Source organism: Malaciobacter marinus (assembly GCF_003544855.1).
GTDB lineage: Bacteria > Campylobacterota > Campylobacteria > Campylobacterales > Arcobacteraceae > Malaciobacter > Malaciobacter marinus.
The window spans coordinates 1,309,833-1,330,224 of sequence record NZ_CP032101.1; the positions used below are offsets into that span (position 1 = coordinate 1,309,833).

Sequence of the window (20,392 nt, forward strand, 5' to 3'; positions counted from 1 at the left end):
TAGTACTCCTAACTTAATTTTACGCGATTTTAACTAAATTATGATAAATCTTTGATATAATCCGCCTTATGAAAAAAGGATTAGAAAAATTTTATGAATTAGTTGAGGCTTTTGAGTCTCTTCCTACTATTGGAAAAAAATCAGCTTTAAGATTAGCTTATCATATAGTAATGAATGATAACTATTGTGGTATAAAATTAGCTCATAGCATTGAAAATGCTATAAAGAATATAACTAAATGTACAAGATGTGGTTCTATGAGTGAACATGAAATTTGTGAGTTTTGTTTAGATGATAGTAGAAATGAAAAAATTCTTTGTATAGTTCAAAGTGCAAAAGATATTTTTATAATCGAAGAGTCTAAAAAATTTGATGGATTATATTTTGTAATTGAAGATTTAGATGAACAAAGTATTGATAAATTAATAGATTTAGTAAGAGAAAATAGAGTAAGTGATATACTTTTTGCTATTACTCCATCACTTGCAAATGATGCTTTTATACTATTTATTGAAGATAAATTAAAAAATTTCGATATTAATTTTATGAAAATCGCACAAGGTGTACCAACAGGTGTTAGTTTAGAAAATGTTGATTTAATTTCTCTTTCAAAAGCAATTGAGAGTAAAGTTGTTATTTAAACTAGATTATTTATTGGGAATATATAACTCTTTATTATAAAATAGTTCACTCTATCTTTTATAATATAAAACTATATGCTCATAAGTGTAAAACATTGTTAAAAAAATAGTAGAATAGTTATACTACTCTACTATTTAATAATTAATCTTTGTACGAAGAATAATCACTATAACCATACTCATCTCTACCACCAAAAAGAGTATGTGAATCTTTGATTTCAGATAATGGGTAATTATTTTCTAGTCTACTAACTAAATCAGGATTTGGAATAAAATATCTTCCAAAACCAACTAAGTCAACTAAATCTTTTTTTATTACATCATTAGCTCTTTGTAAAGTATAACCACCTGTTGCAATTATTGTATTTTTAAAAGTTTTTCTAAGTTCATTTCTAAAACTTTCAGGAATCTTTGGTGCATCATCCCAATCAGCTTCACATAGGTGAATATACAAAATATCTAATTTATTTAACTCTTTTGCTGCTAACATAAAAGTATCTAACATCTCAGGATCATCCATATCCTTAAACTTAATAAATGGAGACAATCTTACACCTGTTTTTTCAGAACCTATTTTTGCAATTACTGCTTTTGTTATTTCAAGCAATAGATTTATTCTATTTTCTTTACTTCCACCATATTTATCATCTCTAATATTTGAGTTACTTCTTAGAAATTGATCAATTAAATATCCATTCGCACCATGAATTTCAACACCATCAAAACCTGCTTCAATTGCATTTTCTGCTGCAGTTGTAAACTCTTCAATTACTTGAGATATATCTTCTGTAGTCATTTCTCTTGGTTGCTCAACTGGTATCATTGTTGCATCTTTACTTTCAGGTGTATCAAATATATATACTTGTGTATCTTTTGCTATTAGTGGTGATGGACCAATTGGTTGCAGTTTATTTACTTTTGAACTTGAAACTCTTCCTACATGCCAAAGTTGTAAAATAATCTTTCCACCCTTATCATGCACAGCTTTAGTTACTTTTTTCCAACCTTCAATTTGCTCTTTTGTATAAATACCTGGAGTATCTGCATAACCTTGTCCTTGCTTAGATATTTGTGTTGCCTCAGTTATAATAATACCTGCACTTGCTCTTTGAGCATAGTAGTTTGCATTCATTTGTGTTGGAACTTCACCTTTAGCACTTCTTGATCTTGTCATTGGTGCCATTAAAACTCTATTTTTTAAATGAATATTATTCATTTTGTATGATTCGAAAATATTTTTCATAATTTATCCCTTTAGATATTTATTTTAATTAGTCTTCCAATTTAGTTTTAACTATTAAGTATGGAGAAACACCTTCTTCTTTTTTATTATTTAAAGCTGCCGTTTTATCAAGTTGATTAACAGTTGCATAAACATATCCATCATTTGCAATGGCTAAACCATCAGGCCATGTTTGATTTTCTGGTAATTTAGCGATTATTTTATAAGTATTTTTATTTGATACCCCAATTGCTTGTTTTTCGATATCAGTTATATATACATTTTGATTTTTATCAACAGCAATTCCATCACTATATGATTTTGGTGCATATTCTTTGATATTTTTTATTACATTTTTTTCACTATCAAAACTATTTGCAGGAATTCTATATATTTTCTTACCATGAATTGCTCCATAATAGACCCAATTAAATTCAGGATCGATTGCTATTGGATTTAATGCAAAACCACCATCAAAATCAGGCATCATAGATTTATGACCTTGAGCAAATCTTTTTGAAAGACCTGTTTTTATATTAACAACTACAAATGCAGGTTCAGGTTTACTTTTTAAATCACCTTGAGTCATATCTGCAATAATTGCTCTATTTCTTTTCTCATCTAAAACAAAGTCTTGTAAAAAACTAGCTTTTGTAAGAACATTAGAAGGGATTTTAATAATATTTTTTAATTTATTTTTCATTGTATCCCATATTATAAACTGTTTTTTTCCTAAATCTAATACCCAAAGATTACCTTTACTATCTACTTTTACAGCAATAGTTGCACCAATAATTGAGTTGTTTCCCAATGAATATTCTTTATTTGGATATACATTTTTACTTCCCATTGCACTTAATTCAATTAATTTAATAGTAGGATTAATCAAAGGATGCATAGATACAAAAATTCTACCTTCTTTTGATATAGTTAAATTTGCAGGTCTTTCATCAAAAGTTGCAACAGTTTTTACTACATCAACACTATTAGAAAAGAGTGCTGATACTAATATTATTGATGTTAATAATACTTTTTTCATTGATTTTCCTTAGTTATACCATTTTGATATATTATTAATATTTTGTCTAGTTTTTTCCCTTGGATTCTCTTTTCTATATCCAAAAGCAAGCATACAAGACACACCAAATTCTTGGGAATTAATATTTAAATCTTCTTCTAAGAAAATTCTCATTTTTTCCATATCAAAACCTTCAATAGGACATGAATCAACACCAATGTAAGCAGCAGCTGTCATCATATTTCCTAAGGCAATATATGTTTGTTTTGTTGCCCAGTCAAATATTGCTCTGTCATTGTTAAATAAATCAAAATCGCTTTTTTGAAATTTTTCATAAAAACCACCTTTTAACTCAATGATATTTTCAGGTAAATTTTGAATATCTTTCATCATATATGAAATATATTCACTGTCATAAATCATCGAATTTCTTTTTCTTGAAAGAATAATTACAAAATGACTACAAGTTGGTAATTGACTTTTGCCACCCCATGTAAATTCTTTTAATTTTTCTCTTAAATTTTTATTTTGAACAACTAAAAACTGCCAAGGTTCAAAACCAAATGAACTAGGACTTAATCTTCCTGTTTCTAATATGTACTCAAAATCCTCATCTGGAATTTTTTTATCTTCATCAAATACTTTACAAGCATGTCTGAATTTCATTGCATTTAAAAAACTCTCTTTCATTCTTTTACTCCTAAAAACTTTTATTACTGAGAATTATAGACTTTATAAACTTAAATGTATCTTACTTTACTTTAGGTAAGTAATGGAATTAAATATATTTATGGTATAATAATTTTACAAAAGGATTAATTTTATGTATATAGTAAATAATAAAGAATATAGCTGTTCAGTGGCAGTAACTTTAGATATTTTTAATGATAGATGGAAATTGTCTATTATATGGCACTTATTAGAAAAAGATAAAAGATTTAAAGACTTGCATGAGAGTATTCCAGAGATTACTCAAAAGACATTAACAGTAAAACTAAAAGAGTTAGAAGAAAAGAATATAATAAATAGAGAAGTTTTTCCAGAAGTTCCTCCCAAAGTTGTATATTCATTAACATCAGCAGGAAAAAAATTAAGACCTGTATTAAAAGAGATGTATGAATGGGGAATTTCTTATGCCCAAGAGCATGGAAAGATTACAGAAGACGAAGCTTGTTGTGAAGTAGCCATTTCAGAAAAAATTGGTTTTAAATAATAATAGTTAATTTTAATATAAGAAGAATTTTTGTTGGATATATTTAAAATATCTTCACAAGATTCTTCAATATTTTAAAATAAAAGTGAAAGTCAAACTATTTTGTATTTAAAAATAGAAAAATGATATTAAAAAATTTTACTCTTCATTTTTCCATTTTGCATAAAGTTCTTGAGCAGATTTAATTTCAGCTTCAGAAGCTCTTCTTCTGCATGATAAATATCCCTTTGAACCATCGCAACTCTCAAATGGATATATTGTGGCAAATACCCAATAATACCCTCCTGTTTTTGTCGCATTTTTTACATATCCTGTCCAAATATCTCCTCTTTGTATAGTCTCCCACAAACTTTTAAATGCTTTTCTTGGCATATCTTTATGTCTTACCATATTATGTGGTTGTCCCATCAATTCTTCCAAGCTATACTCTGCTATTTTACAAAAATCGTCATTTGCAAATGATATTATACCTTTTTCATTTGTTTCACTTACTAAAAATGCATATTCATCTAGTACTGTTTCTTGTCCTGCTGCCATATTTAGCTCCGTTAAAATTGTTTACTTTTGGCATCATTTACTAACTCTTTTGCCATTTTTGATACATCTGATGCTATATTTGATATTTGTGTTGCTTCACTTGCATTCTCTTGTGTTACTCTATCTAGCATTGTTATTGTATCATTTATCTGTTCGATTCCTGTCATTTGCTCTTTTGAGGCTGCACTTACATTTTCTATTATATGTATTGTTTCATTGATATGGTTATTTAACTCTTCATAACCTTTTATCATATCATCTGATATTACTTTTCCCTCACTTGCTTTACTTGTCGCATCCTCTACTAAATCTTTTATCTCTTTTGCAGCTTGGGCACTTCTATTTGCTAAGTTTCGCACTTCTCCTGCTACTACTGCAAAGCCTTTTCCAGCTTCACCAGCAGTTGCTGCTTCTACTGCTGCATTTAATGAAAGTATATTTGTTTGGAATGCTATTTGATCAATTACACTTATTGCTTCATTTATTGAACTTACTTGAGTATTAATTTCATCCATTGATCCAGCTGTTTTACTTGCTAAATCTCTTCCTTTTGTTACTGAACCTCTTACAGTTGAGCTTAGCTCTCCCATCTTATTTGCATTATCTGCATTATTTCTTGTTATTGATGTAATCTCTTCTACTGCTGCTGCTGTTTGTTCTAAACTTGCTGCTTGTTCATTGGCTTTTGCTGCTAAGTTATTCATTGAACCTCTCATTGTATCTGAGTTTCTTTCTAGCATTGTTCCATTTGATAGATTTGTTTTTGCTGTTGTTGTTAATGCTTCTCCTAAGGCATTTACTCCTTTCATTACTGACAACATTCTTTCTTTTAATTTTGGTGATATTAATATTTGTTTTGTATAGTCATCATTTGAGTATGATTCTAGTGTATTTTCCAACTCTTTCATATTATCTTCTTGTGTATCAAGCATTTTATTGATTGTTTTTTTTAGAGTCATAATCATTGGATTTTCAGTACTAGAATTAATTCTACATCTAAAAATACCTTGTTCTACTTTATTCATAACAAGTACTATTTCTCCTAATACTCGCATATCATCTTTTCTTATTTTATCAAATGAGTCAAAATATTCATTGAAGCTTTCAAGAATTTGACCTATTTCATCTTTCTTTATATATTCTGCTCTTCGTATTTTATTAGATTTCATAAAGGCATATTGCATAAAATCATCAAGATATTCTCTTAGTCTATCTATCCCTCCAACAATTCTTTTCATAGCCGCAAAATTTGTATAAGCTACAATAATACCAAAAAGGATATTTATTGACAAAATTGCAATTATATCAGAAGCTGACACTATTGCAGTAATACTTATAATTGCAAATGCAATTTGCGTAACAATCATATTTAGAAGTATTTTATACTTAGTGTGTATATTTTTAAACATTGTACTAACCTTTGTTATCATTAAAAGTAAATTCTAATGAAATTATTCTTAATTATATATGAATATTTATATTATTTTGCTAATATTATTTCATGGAAGAAAGAATCGTATGTCAAAAGTGTCTTTATTATTATGTTACATGGGAAAAAGAGCGACCTCATGGATGTAAGGCTTATGGTTTTAAGTCTCAATTAATTCCTTCTATTGTTGTAAAAAATAGTAGTGGAAAACCTTGCTCATTTTATAATCCAAAACAAAGATAACTAATAGTAAAATATCTCTTAATCATTTAAATTAGGGTAATAATGACATTAAACAATTATGTTGATCAACTCAAACAAAATAAAAAAACTATAATAAAATATTGGTTATCAAATAAAAGAGTAGTTGAAATTTTAGACTCTTATAAACTTGATAAAATTACATTTGTAAAAAAATATGCAAGTTTTGTAATTGATTATTATATTGACGTTATTGATGATAAAAAAGAGATTGGTGATTGCCCTGTAATAAATGATTTATTAGATTATTTGAAGTCAAAAGATCTAAGTAGTGATGAGCTTTTTATAATATGCTCTGGTTTTAAAATTGCACTAGTTAAAAATATTTATGATTTAAAAATAGATTCTTTTGAAGTTATATCTGAAGTTGATTATATTTTTGAAAGAAACTTTGCTGCAGTTCTTAATAAATATTCAAAAACTGTTAAAGATGTTGAAAATAAATTAAGAAAAACTGTTGCAATAGTTAATAAATATGTGATTATGTCTAAAACTGATAAAAAAGGAATCATTAAAGAAGTTTCTGATGCTTTTTGTGATATTTCTGGTTTTAGTAGAGATGAACTTATTGGACAATCCCATAATATTGTAAGACACCCAGATACAAATCAATATGTTTTTAAAAATCTTTGGGAAACTATTCTTGATAAGAAAGTTTGGCAAGGTGAAATTAAAAATCAAAAAAAGAGTGGACATGCATATTGGGTTTATGCAACTATTGAACCAAGTTTTAATACAAAGGGAGAAATTACTGGTTTTTATGCGATAAGACAAGATATTACCTCTAAAAAAGAAGTAGAGGAACAACAAAATATTTTAGTAGAGCAATCAAAATCAGCAGCAATGGGTGAGATGATTTCAATGATTGCCCACCAATGGAGACAACCACTTCAAGCTGTATCAATATTGATTCAAAAACTTCCTTTAATGAAGATGATTGAAGGTGAAATAAGCGATGAGATATTAAATCAAGTTGTTGAAGATATAGGAAACCAACTTGAATACATGTCTAAAACGATTGATGACTTTAGAGATTTTTTTAAACCAGATAAAGAAAAAGAAGAGATAAAATTAAGTAGATTAATTGAAAAAGCAATTGATTTTTTAGCTTATATGCTAAAAGTTGATACAATAAAATTAAATAAATACGCAATTGATGATTGTATAGTTAAAGTGCATATAAATGAAGTAGTGCAAGTATTAATAAATATAATTAAAAATGCAAGAGATATTATGGTTGAGAAAAATGATGGTATGCAAAAAGAACAAAGAGAACTAAGTATAAAATATTATAAAAATGAGGATTTTGCAATTATTGAAGTAGAAGATAACGCAGGAGGAATTCCTCAAAATATTATAAATAGAATTTTTGAACCATATTTTTCAACTAAAAAAAATAAAAATGGTACAGGATTAGGTCTTTATATGAGTAGGACAATAATTGAACAACATAGTAATGGTCGATTAAGTGCATCTAACTCAGGTAAAGGGGCAATATTTAAAATAGAATTACCAATAAATTAGGAGAATAAATTTGTTATATGAAGATTTAAAAATAGTTACAAAGTCATTAGGATTTTTAACAATAGAAGATTTCGCAAAATATATTGGTGTTACACCAAAAGATATTTTAAAATGGGAAGAAAAAGATGAAGTACCATATACAATTTCACTTATTATTCATCTTTTAAAAGGTGAAAAATCTTTACCAAACAATAGTACTTTAGATAATTTAGTTGAAGAGTGTTTACCTTTGGCAACACTTTTAGAAGAAGCTTCTTCTTTCCCTCATAAGCTTGAAGAGATGTTTTTATTACAAAAAGAGTTAAATGACTCAACTAATGGTAAAAATTGGGAACTTGGTGTAAATAAGTTTGATAAAGATATTAACTGGCTAAGATGTATACATATGGAAGTTGCAGAGTTAATTGATTCAACTCCATGGAAACATTGGAAAAATATTAACTCACAACCTGATATGAAGAATATTCATGTTGAGTTAGTAGATATTTGGCATTTTTTAATGTCTTATATTTTACAAGAAACAAATGTTCCAAAAGCTGTATCTTTAGTTAATACTCATTGTATTTATGAAGCAAATGAACAAATTGATGTAAAAGCTATGGTAAAAGAAGCTGAGAAGTTAGGTTATATTGCTTTAGCAATTCAAACAAATAATATGCCATCATTTAGTGGAATTGAAAGATTTATTGATCAATTTTTTAGATGTTGTAAAATTTCTGGATTATCTTTTACATGGCTACAAAAACTATATATTGGTAAAAATTGTTTAAATAAATTTAGACAAGATAATGGTTATAAAGAAGGAACTTATAAAAAAACATGGAATGGTAAAGAAGATAATGTAATTATGGTTGATATTCTTGATTCTATGGAAAATGTAAGTTTTGATGAGTTATATAACAAACTTAAGGATTTCTATAATAGTTTAGCTTAAAATATTATTTGATTACACATATCGCTTAAAGGGGCTTTTATGAAACAAAATATTGATAAAATTGAACTTACTTTTTTACAAAAAGAGGATCATTTAGCCATTTGTGAATTAATGAAAGATGAATATAAACATCTTAAAGATTCTACTTGGGAGTATGAAGAGTTAAGTGCTTTACTTGATAAGTTTCCAAAAGGTCAAGTGGGAATAAAAATAGATGGAGAATTAGCTGGGTTTGCACTTAGTATTATAGTTGATTATTCACTTTTTGATGATAATCATAACTATAAAGAAATTACAGCTGATTATACTTTTGATACACATGACCCATTAGGCGATATGCTTTATGGTGTAGATATTTTTATTAGCAAAAAATATAGAGGTTTAAGACTTGGTAGAAGATTATATGATTATAGAAAAGAGTTGTGTGAAGATTTAAATTTAAAAGGCATAATATTTGGAGGTAGATTACCAAATTATGGAAAATATGCACAAAAATTAACTCCTAAAGAGTATATTCAAAAGGTTAAATATAAAAAAATAAATGATCCAGTTCTTAATTTTCAGTTATCAAATGATTTTTATGTAAAAAGAGTTTTAAAAAACTATCTTGAAGGTGATGTTGAAAGTCAAGAATATGCAGCATTATTAGCTTGGAACAATATTTATTATACAAAATTAAAAAAGAAACCTTTAACACAAAAATCAATTGTAAGATTGGGTTTAGTACAATGGCAAGTTAGACCTTACAAAAATATAGAAGAAGTTTTAGAACAAGCAGAATATTTTATTAAAGCTGTTTCAAACTATAGAAGTGATTTTGCACTTTTTCCTGAGTTTTTCAATGCTCCTTTAATGGCTAAATATAATCATTTAAATGAAGCTGATGCAATAAGAGAATTGGCTAAATATACACATACATTTAAAGAAGAGTTTTCAAAACTTGCAATAAGTTATAATATTAATATTATAACTGGAAGTATGCCTGAACTAGTAAATGGGCATTTATATAATGTTGGTTTTTTATGTAAGCGTGATGGTACTATTGAAAAGTATGCAAAAAATCATGTGACTCCTGATGAAAAGAAAATTTGGGGATTAAATGGTTCTAATGAAATTAGAACATTTAATACAGATTGTGGGAAAATAGGTGTTTTAATTTGCTATGATTCAGAGTTTCCTGAATTAAGTAGAATTTTGGCAAATGAGGGGATGCAAATTCTTTTTGTGCCATTTTTAACTGATACTCAAAATGGTTATTCAAGAGTGAGACTTTGTTCTCAAGCAAGAGCTATTGAAAATGAGTGTTATGTAGCAATAGCTGGATGTGTTGGAAACTTACCAAAAGTTCATAATATGGATATTCAATATGCTCAGTCAGCTGTTTTTACTCCATGTGATTTTGCATTTTCTATTAATGGTGTTAAAGCTGAATCAACTCCTAATACTGAAATGATTTTAGTGGCTGATGTTGATTTAGACTTATTAAAAGAGTTGCATAGTTTTGGTAGTGTAAATAATTTAAAAGATAGACGTTTAGATATTTATGATATAAAAAGAACTAATAATTTAAATGAATGAAGAACAAACACAAGTATCAGATACTATTGATATAAAAAATTCACAGTTATATATTTCTGATATTGAAAAACTAATAAAAAATAGACAGAATTTTAAATATTATTATGAAATATATAATGATGAGTTATACTCACTTATTTTATTAACCTTAAGCCATAAATCTTTTAATAAAAAAGAAGCAAAACAATTTTGTAAAGAGATATTTAAACATAAATTTTTTTTAGAAAAGAGACTACATAGAGATGGTGGAGTTTGTTTGGCTACTTTAGATTATTTATATAATATAAAAAATGAAATTTACAAACCAACAATAATGGAAGAAAAGAAAAGTGATTTTTTAACTGATTCTTCAACAAAAGATGGTTTAACAAATCTTTATTTAAGAGATATTTTTGATGTTTTTCTTAAAAAAGAGATAGATTTAGCTAAAAGAAAAAATACTATTATAACTTTAGCACTAATTGATATTGATGATTTTAAAAAAGTAAATGATAATTTTGGACATCAAAAAGGTGATGAAGTATTATCAAAAATTGGAAAGATATTAAATGATTCAATAAGACAAATGGATTTTGCTGCTAGATATGGAGGAGAAGAGTTAAGTATAGTTATGCCTAACACAAAATTAGAACAAGGTTATAAAATAGCAAATAGAGTTAGAAAAAAAATAGAAAATCTAAAGTTTGATGGTTTTTCTATAACTGTTAGTATAGGACTTAGTCAAACAAGTGATAAAATATTAGATTCAGAAAAAATAGTTTCTTGTGCTGATAAAGCACTTTATCTTGCAAAAGAAAAAGGTAAAAATCAAGTAGTTAAATTCAAATTTTGATATCAATACTAAAGCAAGCGCCTTGTGATGTATTTTTAACATCAATTGTTCCACTAAAATGTTTTTCAAGAATAACCTTACACATATAAAGACCTAATCCTGTTCCATTTTTCTCATGTTTTGTAGAAAAATAAGGATCAAAAACTCTATTTATAATATCTTGTGGTATGCCTTTTGCATTGTCACTTACTTTGATTCTCAAATAATTCTCACTTTTAACAAAACTTATATCTATCTTTCCTTTTTTAATTTCTCTTTCAGTTATTGCATCAATGCTGTTATTTATTAGATTTAAAATAATTTGAATATACTCATTTTTATAAGTATATATTTTTTCAATATCTATTTTATTTATTTCTAAATTTATATTTGTAATTTCTAAACTAGGTTGAATAAGCTCTTTTGCCTGTATAGTTGTTTTAATAATATCTATATACTCTTTTTGTTTATCATCTTTGAAAAAATTTGCAAAATCATCAATTGTTTTTGACATATATTTTAAATAGCCTTGCACACTTAAAACATCTTTTATTAAATCTTCATTTTTTATTACACTATTTTTTTTTGTTTTAAATCTAAGTTTAGCCATAATTGAACCAACAGAAGCTAAAGGTTGTCTCCATTGGTGGGCAATCATAGAAATCATTTCTCCTAAGCTTGCAAGTTTTGATTGTCTAAAAAGTAAATTCTCATTCTCTTTTATCTCTCTTAAATCAATTAAAGAAACTATTTTATATTTTTCACCACTTAATTTTATATCACTTATTTTGATTATTGCTGGGATTAAAACTCCATTATTTGAAACTAGAGTGACTTCTTGAAATAGATGTCTATTAAATTCTAAAAATTTCTGTGTTGTTGATGGAATCAATACACCTGTTGCTAAATTGCCTATTAATTCATCTTTTGTTTTATACTCCAAAATTTGAACTAATGCATCATTTGCATTTACAATAAATCCTTGTTTAATTATTAAAATACCTTCAATAGTTGAGTTTAATATTGTATTTATATTTTCTGAGTCATTATCTATTTGTTTTTTCATGTAAATTCCAAAATTAATTAAACTTATAAGCAGTTTTAGTATTGTATAATTTTTATTCTTATTTACTATTGATATGGGAGGGCTTATGATTGACTATGTGTTACTTGAAGAGTATTGTCAAAATATATCTATACTTTTTATAGAAGATGATGAGTCTATAAAAAAAGAAACAACTGAGCTTTTAAAGGAGATTTTTACTTGTGTCGATGTTGCAAGTAATGGAGAAGAGGGCTTAGACAAATATAAAGAGTATTTTAATATAAATCAAAAACATTATGATATTGTATTAAGTGATATAAAAATGCCCAAAATCGATGGTTTAGAACTTACAAAACTTATATATAAAGAAAATCCTGACCAAAAAATCATAGTTTTATCAGCACATAGTGAAACAAAATATCTTTTGGAATTTGTTAATATTGGAATTTCTTACTTTCTAGTTAAACCTTTAGATTATGATGAGTTTATTACTGTAATATTTAATATTACAAAAGAAATACATGATCAAAATGAGTTACGAAATAATTTTAAAGCTGAAAAAATAGTGTTAAATAATATTTTAATTTGGGATAAACAAACTAAACAATTATTAAGAAATAATCAAGCAATAAAATTAACAAAAAAAGAGTTTTTATTAATTGAGTTACTTTTAAAAACAATTGAAAAAACCCATCCTGTTGAAGAAATAATAGCAATATTATGGGAAGGTGATTATGAGTCAAGTGCAGATATAACAAACCTAAAAAATATCGTTTCAAGATTAAGAAAAAAAGTTCCAGAATTAGATATTGAAAATGTTTATGGTTTTGGATATAAAATAAATATTAGATATTTTGAATAATTAACACTTTTATAATACTATTTATAAGTATAATTTTCTTATAGGAGATTATTATGAAAAAGCTAGAAAATAGTAGTTTTAATATTAACTTCATCGAAGAGTTGACTGTTTTATATGTTGAAGATGATTCTGTTATAAGAAAAAACCTTCTAAGTTGCTTTGAACCTCTTTTTAAAAAAACATATGTTGCTGTAGATGGTAAAGATGGTTTTGAAAAGTTTAAAAAACATAAAGAGAAAATTGATATAGTAATCACTGATATTAATATGCCAAATATTGATGGAATAGAAATGATTAAATTAATCAAAAATATCAATCCAAAAGTTGCTTGTCTTATTACAACAGCATATTCAGATAAACAGTATTTACTTGATTCTATTAATTATGGAGTAAATCACTATATTTTAAAACCTTTTAAAATAGATACTTTGTTAAAAGAAGTAGAGAAGTCTTATTTGTCAACTTATTATGTAAAAGAGTTGTCTCAAAGAAATAGAGAAATAGAGCAATTATCTAAAATTTTTAATTCTAATATTGAGCCTTTAGAGTTAAAAGAACTAGAAAAAGAAGATAAAGATTATAAAACAAAACTTACCCTTTTTAGTGAAATAATACAGATGTTAGATAGAAGATAAAACTCTTCTATCCTAATCTAAGAATAATCGTTTTTATAATCTACATAATGTCCTGCATGTTTTATAAGACCTTCTACATCTTCTTGTTTAAGCTCTTTTACTACTTTTGCTGGACTTCCTAAGATTAAACTTCTTGGTGGAAACTTTTTCCCTTGAGTTACAAGTGAATTTGCTCCTACTATTGAACCCTCACCAATTACTGCATTATCTAATATTGTAGCACTCATACCAATTAAACAGTTATCTTCAATAGTACAGCCATGAAGCATAACTTTATGTCCGATTGTAACATTATTTCCAATAATAGTTTGAGTATTTGTATCTGTGTGTATCATTGATAAATCTTGTATATTTGTTTTTTTACCAATTCTTATTTTATTTACATCTGCTCTTAACACGCATCCAAACCATACAGATGAGTTTTTACCTATTTTTATGTCTCCTATTAAATCTGCACTTGGAGCAATCCATGCTTTATTATGAATTCTTGGATAAAATTCTTTAAACTTTAAAATCATTTCTCTCCCCTTTAATTTAAAAGTAAAATATTATATCCTCAAAAAATAAAAAATGCAAATATTAAATTTGTGCTTTATACTCTAAAATAACGGGCTTAGAATAGTTTGGTACATCATCATATGTAAATATTGCAAGATATTTATTTTTATCTAATGCTCCAAAATCATCATATGTGTAGTTGTCTTTTCCTGCATAAAGTTTTTGTCCATCTTGTGAACTTAAAGGTTTTCTAAAAGGGTTTTTAATTACTTTTACTCCAACAAAATCTTCATCTTTTGGATTTTGCCATGAGATTCTAATCTTCCCATTTTCTAGCTCAAATTTGGCATTTGTTACTTGTGGTAATGCAAATCTTCTTTTAGAAATATATTCTATAATTAGTTTTGCACTAAGCTTACTATCTTTTACTTCCCAAAATACTTTTTTATTTTTTATAGCTTTTTTAGAAGAAGTGGGTTTTAATGCAAGTAAAATATCAGTTTTATCTTTTAGTTTTTCATTTAATTCTATTTTTGCAAAAGAATCAAAAACAAAATATTGAGTTTGATTATTTTTTAAATCATTTGCACTTATATCATATCCTATATTTTGAATTATTTTTCTATTTTCAAAATCTTTATGATTTCTTTTGATATTATTATCAACAAACTCTAAATGGAATCTAATGTCATCTTTTAAATAAGTTTTTGTAGAGTTTAATTCTACATAAGCATTAGTAATTATAGTATATTCATAAGAGGGCAATGATGATAAATTAAACTCTAATGCACTATATATCTTTTTCCCACTTTCATCAAAACCAGAACTTATCTCATCTTTAACAACTTTATTTTTACTAATTGTATGTATTGATTTTGCATATAAACTTACTATTGTTGGTTCAATAGTATAAGTTAATTCTAATCTTGGTCTATAAGTTAATCCAAAACCAAATTTTCCATAACCAATATCCCATTGCATCATTTGAGATTTTCTGCCTACTTTTAATTCTTTTGGTCCCTCAACTCTTAATATAACTTTTTCTTTTTCTATTTGTTTTGTAAGTACAGAAGCTTGCATTCCTGAAAAATCCCATTTTCTCCATATTCCTTGTGTTAATTGATCACTTTTTGTTGGTTGACCAATATAACTAATTATTTTTGCATTATCTACCTCATCAAAATCAGTAATATCACTTATTGAATCTTGTTCAACTATTCCTACATTCCATTCTCCGAATTTTTCTATTGTAGTTGAAACTCTATTTATGGGATATAAATTTAAACAAGCAGATTTAATAACAGCATTTTTTGGAATAGTTTTTAAGTCAATACTAATAATAGAATAAGAAACTCCCTTGTTTTCATCTACTCCAACAAATAAAGAATTTACACCAAAATGTTTATGATTATTATTTAGATTTTCAGCTATATATCCTGTTTGATTTGCATTTGCATAGTAAGTTCTAGAGTATTCATCATATTCAACATTGGTTCTTATTTTTATTTGAGCAGCAAAAGGTGATTTTAATCTCTTTTTTTTGTTTATAGCTCTTATATTAAAGTAGTAGTTTGTATTTGATTGAAGATTAATATCAGTAAATTCTAAAGCTTGAGTTCTAGCAATAAGATTTGTTTCTTTACAATAAAGTTTATCTCTTTTACTTCTATATATTTCAAAAGAGATATCCTTTGATGTTTTTGCTTCCCATTTTAATTTTACATGGTTTGAACCAATACTTTCAACTTCAAAATTCTCAACTTTTTTAACTGGATTTTCTTTACTATAATTTGGAACTTCTTTTATTGCTTCAATAAGTGCTGGAATATGCTCTCTTATATGCTCATTCATATCATCTAAATAATCACTTATATTTCTAGTTCCTACTTCTACAACAGTAGCTAAAATACCTTTTGAATAATAAAACTCTCTACCACTTCCACCAATTAGATTTGCTGGAGGTTTCCCTTGATGAATACCATATTCTCTATCTGATATTTTTTTTATTTTATCTGCCATATTTGCACAAAGTGTATTTAAATCAGTTGTATCAATATTATCTTCATGTCTAAAATCATGGGCAGGGAAAAATACATTTCCTTGGCTATGATAATCTAATGCAATTGTAATATTTGGGTGATTTTGAATAAACTTTTTCAATGCATTTGTTTCAGGCTCACTAAAAGGTTCAGGTCCAGAATATATATTTGAAGAGCTTAGAGTTGATTTAGTAAAACCAACACTAAAATTTCTATTTAAATCAACGCCATAAGTTCCATCCATATTTACTCTTCTGTTTTTTCTCCAAAAACTAAAATGTGTTTGTGAGTAAACAAAACCATCAGGATTTGCACAAGGAACCATATAAACTGTTGCTTTATCTAAAAATGCTTCTAAAGTTGGGTCGATACTTATATTATCTAAAATATAAATAGCAAATTCTATACTTAATTCATGCCCAATCCACTCTCTTGCATGAATTGTTCCTGTATAAAAAAGAGCAGGTTTCAAATGAGCTTCTTTTATATTAGAAGATAAAGTAATTAAATATATATCTCTTTGTTCCCAAGTTTTACCAATAGATTCAAGTTTAAAATTTTCAGGATACTCTTTTTTTAAACTTTTAAAAATTTGTGTTGATTCTTCATACGTTCTATAGAGCTTTTTCATTTAAACTCCTATTTTAAATCTTGATTTCAATTGTTTAAGTTTATTTTTGCCTATTCCTTCAATCTGCTCTAAATCTTCAATAGATTTAAAACCATTTAATTGTTTTTTATATTTTATTATAAGTTTTGCAAGTTTTTTACCTATTCCTTTTATTTTAATAAGTTCATACTCTTCTACACTATTTATATCAACTCTCATATCATCTAAGTTTTTATCCCAGCACTTTAACATTTGTTCATCAATTGACTCAAGTTCTAACAAATCAGTTGAATCTGTAATTATATTTTCTTGAATATACTCATGTATCTCTACAGCAAGTTCTTCTTGCATTGCATATAGAGTCATTATGTCTGTTAAAGAAGCACTATTTAAGTTTAATTTTTTTAATTCAAACTCAGCTTTTTCTTTATCTTTGTCAAAATATTTTTTTATTTTATTTATATTCATTGGCTTAGGAAAATCACTGTCATCACTTTTATATACTTCTTGCATATCAAAGCCAATATTTACATCATTCAAATAGCACTCACCATCAAAACTAGGTTTATATTTAGAAAAACCAATATGCCTTAATGTTCTAAGCAAATTTGAGTCTATCTTACCAAGTTCTTCCCATGAAAATAAAGGTACATGTGGCATTTTAAATTTGCCTTTTGAAAAATCCCACATCAAGTATTGCCCAATCCAATCTCTTATATAAGGAAAAGCTGCAAATGCCGTAGCACATTCTAAAATATAAGCTTTGCCTGTATCTTTACAAATAGCAATATCACAAGCCCAATATTCAGCCTTTGCCGCTTTACTTGATTGAACTGCTAATTCTAATGCATTCACAGGAATATTATTATAAGACATTGAACCCCCTTGTGAGGTATTTGTAATCCACTCATTTTTTCCAGCATATCTCCAAAAAGCACAAATAGGTTTATGTCCTATTAACATAACTCTAATATCCCCACTATCTTTTAATTTAATTGCATCTTGGGTATAAACTGGATTATATTTTTTCTTTTTCAATAACTCTTTAGCATCTTTAAAACTATTTACCTTATGTACATAATAACCTCCATAGTTTGAAGGTCCATAACTTCTTTTGATTATTTGAGGATATTTAGCTTTTTGTTCTAAGTATTTAACTGCTTTTTGATTATCATAAAATATTTTTGTTTTTGGAATATTGAGTTTATGTTTTTTACAAAAGAGAGTTACATTCTCTTTTGATTTATTAGAAAATTGTGATTGTAATGATGGCACAAATCTAACATGAGGTAACTCTTTTGAAATTTCTACAAAAGTATCATATGCAGTTGCAGGAATATTACCAATTAAGATATCTATTTTTTTTCTTTTTATCTCTTTTATAAACCTTTTTTTATCATCTTTCCAATGATAAACAAGTTCTTCAATCTTATTTGGCCATCCTTTAAAGTTAGAATGATCAAAAAATCTCAATACATAGTCAAGATATAAAAATCCTAGTTTTGGTAGCTTTTTCATCTATTACCTCTCTTTTTAAATGTTTTTTTATTAATTAAATCAACTATCATGTCTATTTTTCTGTCATTATAATCAATACCAATTTTTTCTTGTTCTGGTGTTGCAAAAGCAGGAATTCCATTTACTTCTAAAACGATATACTCTTTTTTCTTTTTGTCATAAATAATATCAATTCCAGCAATTTCAAGATTTGTTATTTTTGCAGCTTTTTTTGCTAAATCTATTATTTGTTCATTTGGCTCTCTTTTAAAAACAGTACCTCCACTAGTAACATTTGTTCTCCAATCTTTTTTACTTGCTTTCCTACCATAACATCCAACAAACTCGCCATTTACAATATCTACTCTATAATCTGTATTATCATAATCTATGAATTTTTCTACATAAAAATATCTAACATTTATTTGATTCAAAAAAGGAAGTAGCATATTTAAGGCTTCTTCATTTTCAATTTTTGTAAGTCCAACTCCACCCCAACCATCAGTTGGTTTATAAACCATCTTAGACCATTTTTTCATTATTTCTTCTAAGTGATGGGTGTCATTTCTATGACAAAGTTTATAATCTGCTGTTGATATATTGTTATTTCTTAATAAAAAAGAAGTTTGAAACTTATCTTCTGTTAGTTCAAAAGCATCAAAGTTATTTATCATTGGAATTGCTCTATTTAATGCTTTATATAAGTACATTTGATATTGTGTTTGTTCGCTTGCATTATATGAAAAAAACAGATCAAGTTTATCTAGCTTCAAATCTTTATATAGTATATGACCATTTTTTGCAATAGCATTTCTAAGATTAATATCTGTGATTACATCTATATCTCTTTCATTTAGTTTTTTAATCATTTTTTTTTGGATTACATCTCCACCACTATTTTGGTATAACCATATACCAATTTTACGCTTTGCCATTATTTCTCTCCATATTTTGATAGTGTAAAAGTATTTTAGTCATTAAGTCAATTCTTTTTTTAAAACTTGATTTTAAAGCTTTTTCATTTATTGTGTGGTCATATAAACCATATGGTCCTAAACCATCAAGTGTTGTAACCTTACAACTTGAAAATATATTTGCATCGCTTACTCCACCTCTGTGTTCTGTTAAGATTTTTGTATTACTTATTATTTCTAATTGATTAATTAGTTCATGTTGTTTTTCATTTTCTTGCATTACTTCTCTTTGGATTAAACCTTCAAGCTTAGATTTAGTTCCTTTTACATATGAAGTATTTGTTATATTTTTAAGTTCTTTTAGTACTCTTTGCTTTTCATTAATAGTTTTAAAACGAACTTCTAATAAAAGAGTAGCTTTACTAGAGATTATATTTGCTCCAATTCCACCTTCAAACTTTCCAACATTGACTGTTGTTCCAAGCTCTAGATTTGTTAAGCTTACAAGTTTTTGTAGTTTATATGAAGCTTCAAGATTAGCATCAATGCCATTTTCATAAGAGGTACCTGCATGGGAAGCTTTTCCTTGACAAGTTATTGTAAAAGTTCCAACACCTTTTCTAGATGTTACAACTTCAAGATTTTTCCCAGCAGCTTCAAAATCAAAACATATATCATAATCTTTTGCAATTTTTGCACTAATTAACTTAGAATCATCGCTGCCTGATTCTTCATCGCTTACTAAAAAAAAGTCAATATTAAAGATTTTATTATTTTGTTTATAAATATTTCTAAGAGCTTGTAATGCAACAATATTTCCACCTTTCATATCACAAACGCCTGGACCATAAACCCACGTTTTATCCTCTTTAAAGCCTTCAAAACTATTTGGAGGAAAAACTGTATCATTATGCCCTAAAAGTAAGATTTTAATTCCATCTTTTTTACTAGTGGTAAAAAGTGCATGATTTCCTATATGTTCTTTTTTAAAAAGTTTTGTATTAAAACCTAGTTCTTCAAGCCAAAGTTGCATATGTGTTGTTACATTATCAACACCTTGTTTATTTTTTGTATAAGAGTTTATATCTACTATTGTTTTTAAATCATTAAAATAGTGCATGCTT

At 26.7% G+C, this 20,392-nt stretch carries 20 protein-coding genes; 9 read left to right on the forward strand and 11 right to left on the reverse strand.

Features of this window, described 5'->3' with window-relative positions:
* Nucleotides 1-68 precede the first annotated feature (68 nt).
* On the forward strand, nucleotides 69-641 hold the full coding sequence (recR, locus tag AMRN_RS06460; RefSeq protein ID WP_099311878.1) for a recombination mediator RecR: 573 nt from the start codon (nucleotides 69-71) through the stop codon (nucleotides 639-641).
* A gap of 142 nt (nucleotides 642-783) precedes the next feature.
* On the opposite strand, the gene AMRN_RS06465 is transcribed toward recR, so the two are convergent.
* The 3 genes from AMRN_RS06465 to AMRN_RS06475 are packed head-to-tail and all read right to left on the reverse strand — an operon-like array spanning nucleotide 784 to nucleotide 3,571.
* Nucleotides 784-1,884, reverse strand: a complete 1,101-nt coding sequence (locus AMRN_RS06465) for an alkene reductase (protein ID WP_099311879.1) — start codon at nucleotides 1,882-1,884, stop codon at nucleotides 784-786.
* A gap of 28 nt (nucleotides 1,885-1,912) precedes the next feature.
* Nucleotides 1,913-2,902, reverse strand: a complete 990-nt coding sequence (locus AMRN_RS06470; RefSeq protein WP_099311881.1) for an L-dopachrome tautomerase-related protein — start codon at nucleotides 2,900-2,902, stop codon at nucleotides 1,913-1,915.
* Nucleotides 2,903-2,911: 9 nt separating this feature from the next.
* On the reverse strand, nucleotides 2,912-3,571 hold the full coding sequence (locus AMRN_RS06475) for an NAD(P)H-dependent oxidoreductase (RefSeq protein WP_099311883.1): 660 nt from the start codon (nucleotides 3,569-3,571) through the stop codon (nucleotides 2,912-2,914).
* Nucleotides 3,572-3,704: 133 nt separating this feature from the next.
* Between AMRN_RS06475 and AMRN_RS06480 the strand changes: the two genes are divergently transcribed.
* Nucleotides 3,705-4,094, forward strand: a complete 390-nt coding sequence (locus tag AMRN_RS06480; protein ID WP_099311885.1) for a winged helix-turn-helix transcriptional regulator — start codon at nucleotides 3,705-3,707, stop codon at nucleotides 4,092-4,094.
* Nucleotides 4,095-4,232: 138 nt separating this feature from the next.
* On the opposite strand, the gene AMRN_RS06485 is transcribed toward AMRN_RS06480, so the two are convergent.
* Together AMRN_RS06485 and AMRN_RS06490 are read right to left on the reverse strand one after the other, a co-directional pair.
* Nucleotides 4,233-4,631 (reverse strand): PAS domain-containing protein, encoded by a 399-nt coding sequence (locus AMRN_RS06485; RefSeq protein WP_118897352.1) that lies wholly within the window; start codon nucleotides 4,629-4,631, stop codon nucleotides 4,233-4,235.
* An 11-nt stretch (nucleotides 4,632-4,642) separates the two neighbouring features.
* Entirely contained in the window at nucleotides 4,643-6,040 is a 1,398-nt protein-coding gene (locus AMRN_RS06490; protein ID WP_118897388.1) for a methyl-accepting chemotaxis protein, read from the reverse strand.
* A 92-nt stretch (nucleotides 6,041-6,132) separates the two neighbouring features.
* Here AMRN_RS06490 and AMRN_RS06495 point away from each other — a divergent pair, with 92 nt between their 5' ends.
* The 5 genes from AMRN_RS06495 to AMRN_RS06515 are packed head-to-tail and all read left to right on the forward strand — an operon-like array spanning nucleotide 6,133 to nucleotide 11,189.
* Nucleotides 6,133-6,303, forward strand: coding sequence for a uracil-DNA glycosylase (locus AMRN_RS06495; RefSeq protein WP_099311247.1), 171 nt, complete (start codon nucleotides 6,133-6,135; stop codon nucleotides 6,301-6,303).
* 42 nt (nucleotides 6,304-6,345) lie between these two features.
* Nucleotides 6,346-7,845 carry a PAS domain-containing sensor histidine kinase gene (locus tag AMRN_RS06500; protein WP_099311246.1) on the forward strand — a complete coding sequence of 500 codons (1,500 nt, stop codon included), beginning with the start codon at nucleotides 6,346-6,348 and terminating at the stop codon, nucleotides 7,843-7,845.
* A 10-nt stretch (nucleotides 7,846-7,855) separates the two neighbouring features.
* On the forward strand, nucleotides 7,856-8,779 hold the full coding sequence (locus AMRN_RS06505; protein WP_099311245.1) for a dUTP diphosphatase: 924 nt from the start codon (nucleotides 7,856-7,858) through the stop codon (nucleotides 8,777-8,779).
* Nucleotides 8,780-8,818: 39 nt separating this feature from the next.
* Nucleotides 8,819-10,357, forward strand: a complete 1,539-nt coding sequence (locus AMRN_RS06510) for a bifunctional GNAT family N-acetyltransferase/carbon-nitrogen hydrolase family protein (protein WP_099311244.1) — start codon at nucleotides 8,819-8,821, stop codon at nucleotides 10,355-10,357.
* Nucleotides 10,350-11,189 carry a GGDEF domain-containing protein gene (locus AMRN_RS06515; protein WP_099311243.1) on the forward strand — a complete coding sequence of 280 codons (840 nt, stop codon included), beginning with the start codon at nucleotides 10,350-10,352 and terminating at the stop codon, nucleotides 11,187-11,189. Before AMRN_RS06510 ends, AMRN_RS06515 begins: the two co-directional genes overlap by 8 nt.
* Here the strand turns inward: AMRN_RS06515 and AMRN_RS06520 are convergent.
* Nucleotides 11,179-12,234: a PAS domain-containing sensor histidine kinase gene (locus tag AMRN_RS06520; protein ID WP_099311242.1), complete on the reverse strand. Its 1,056-nt coding sequence runs from the start codon at nucleotides 12,232-12,234 to the stop codon at nucleotides 11,179-11,181. The two genes, AMRN_RS06515 and AMRN_RS06520, sit on opposite strands and share 11 nt — an antisense overlap.
* Nucleotides 12,235-12,319: 85 nt before the next feature.
* On the opposite strand from AMRN_RS06520, the gene AMRN_RS06525 reads away from it, so the two are divergent.
* Nucleotides 12,320-13,075 carry a response regulator transcription factor gene (locus AMRN_RS06525; RefSeq protein ID WP_165772842.1) on the forward strand — a complete coding sequence of 252 codons (756 nt, stop codon included), beginning with the start codon at nucleotides 12,320-12,322 and terminating at the stop codon, nucleotides 13,073-13,075.
* Between the two features lie 53 nt (nucleotides 13,076-13,128).
* The gene (locus AMRN_RS06530) at nucleotides 13,129-13,710 is read left to right on the forward strand and encodes a response regulator transcription factor (protein WP_099311240.1); all 582 of its coding nucleotides are present in this window, start codon (nucleotides 13,129-13,131) and stop codon (nucleotides 13,708-13,710) included.
* 17 nt (nucleotides 13,711-13,727) lie between these two features.
* Here the strand turns inward: AMRN_RS06530 and AMRN_RS06535 are convergent, their stop codons facing one another.
* The 5 genes from AMRN_RS06535 to AMRN_RS06555 all read right to left on the reverse strand — a co-directional run bounded on the left by AMRN_RS06535 (nucleotide 13,728) and on the right by AMRN_RS06555 (nucleotide 20,388).
* A complete protein-coding gene (locus AMRN_RS06535; RefSeq protein WP_099311239.1) occupies nucleotides 13,728-14,228 on the reverse strand; it encodes a gamma carbonic anhydrase family protein in 501 nt (166 codons plus the stop codon).
* 61 nt (nucleotides 14,229-14,289) lie between these two features.
* Nucleotides 14,290-16,878, reverse strand: coding sequence for a M14 family zinc carboxypeptidase (locus AMRN_RS06540; protein WP_099311238.1), 2,589 nt, complete (start codon nucleotides 16,876-16,878; stop codon nucleotides 14,290-14,292).
* On the reverse strand, nucleotides 16,879-18,375 hold the full coding sequence (locus AMRN_RS06545; protein ID WP_099311237.1) for a helix-hairpin-helix domain-containing protein: 1,497 nt from the start codon (nucleotides 18,373-18,375) through the stop codon (nucleotides 16,879-16,881).
* Nucleotides 18,372-19,289 (reverse strand): ATP-grasp domain-containing protein, encoded by a 918-nt coding sequence (locus tag AMRN_RS06550; RefSeq protein WP_099311236.1) that lies wholly within the window; start codon nucleotides 19,287-19,289, stop codon nucleotides 18,372-18,374. Before AMRN_RS06550 ends, AMRN_RS06545 begins: the two co-directional genes overlap by 4 nt.
* Nucleotides 19,276-20,388, reverse strand: a complete 1,113-nt coding sequence (locus AMRN_RS06555; RefSeq protein ID WP_099311235.1) for a M20 family metallopeptidase — start codon at nucleotides 20,386-20,388, stop codon at nucleotides 19,276-19,278. The genes AMRN_RS06550 and AMRN_RS06555 overlap by 14 nt, the downstream gene beginning before the upstream one ends.
* Nucleotides 20,389-20,392 lie beyond the last annotated feature (4 nt).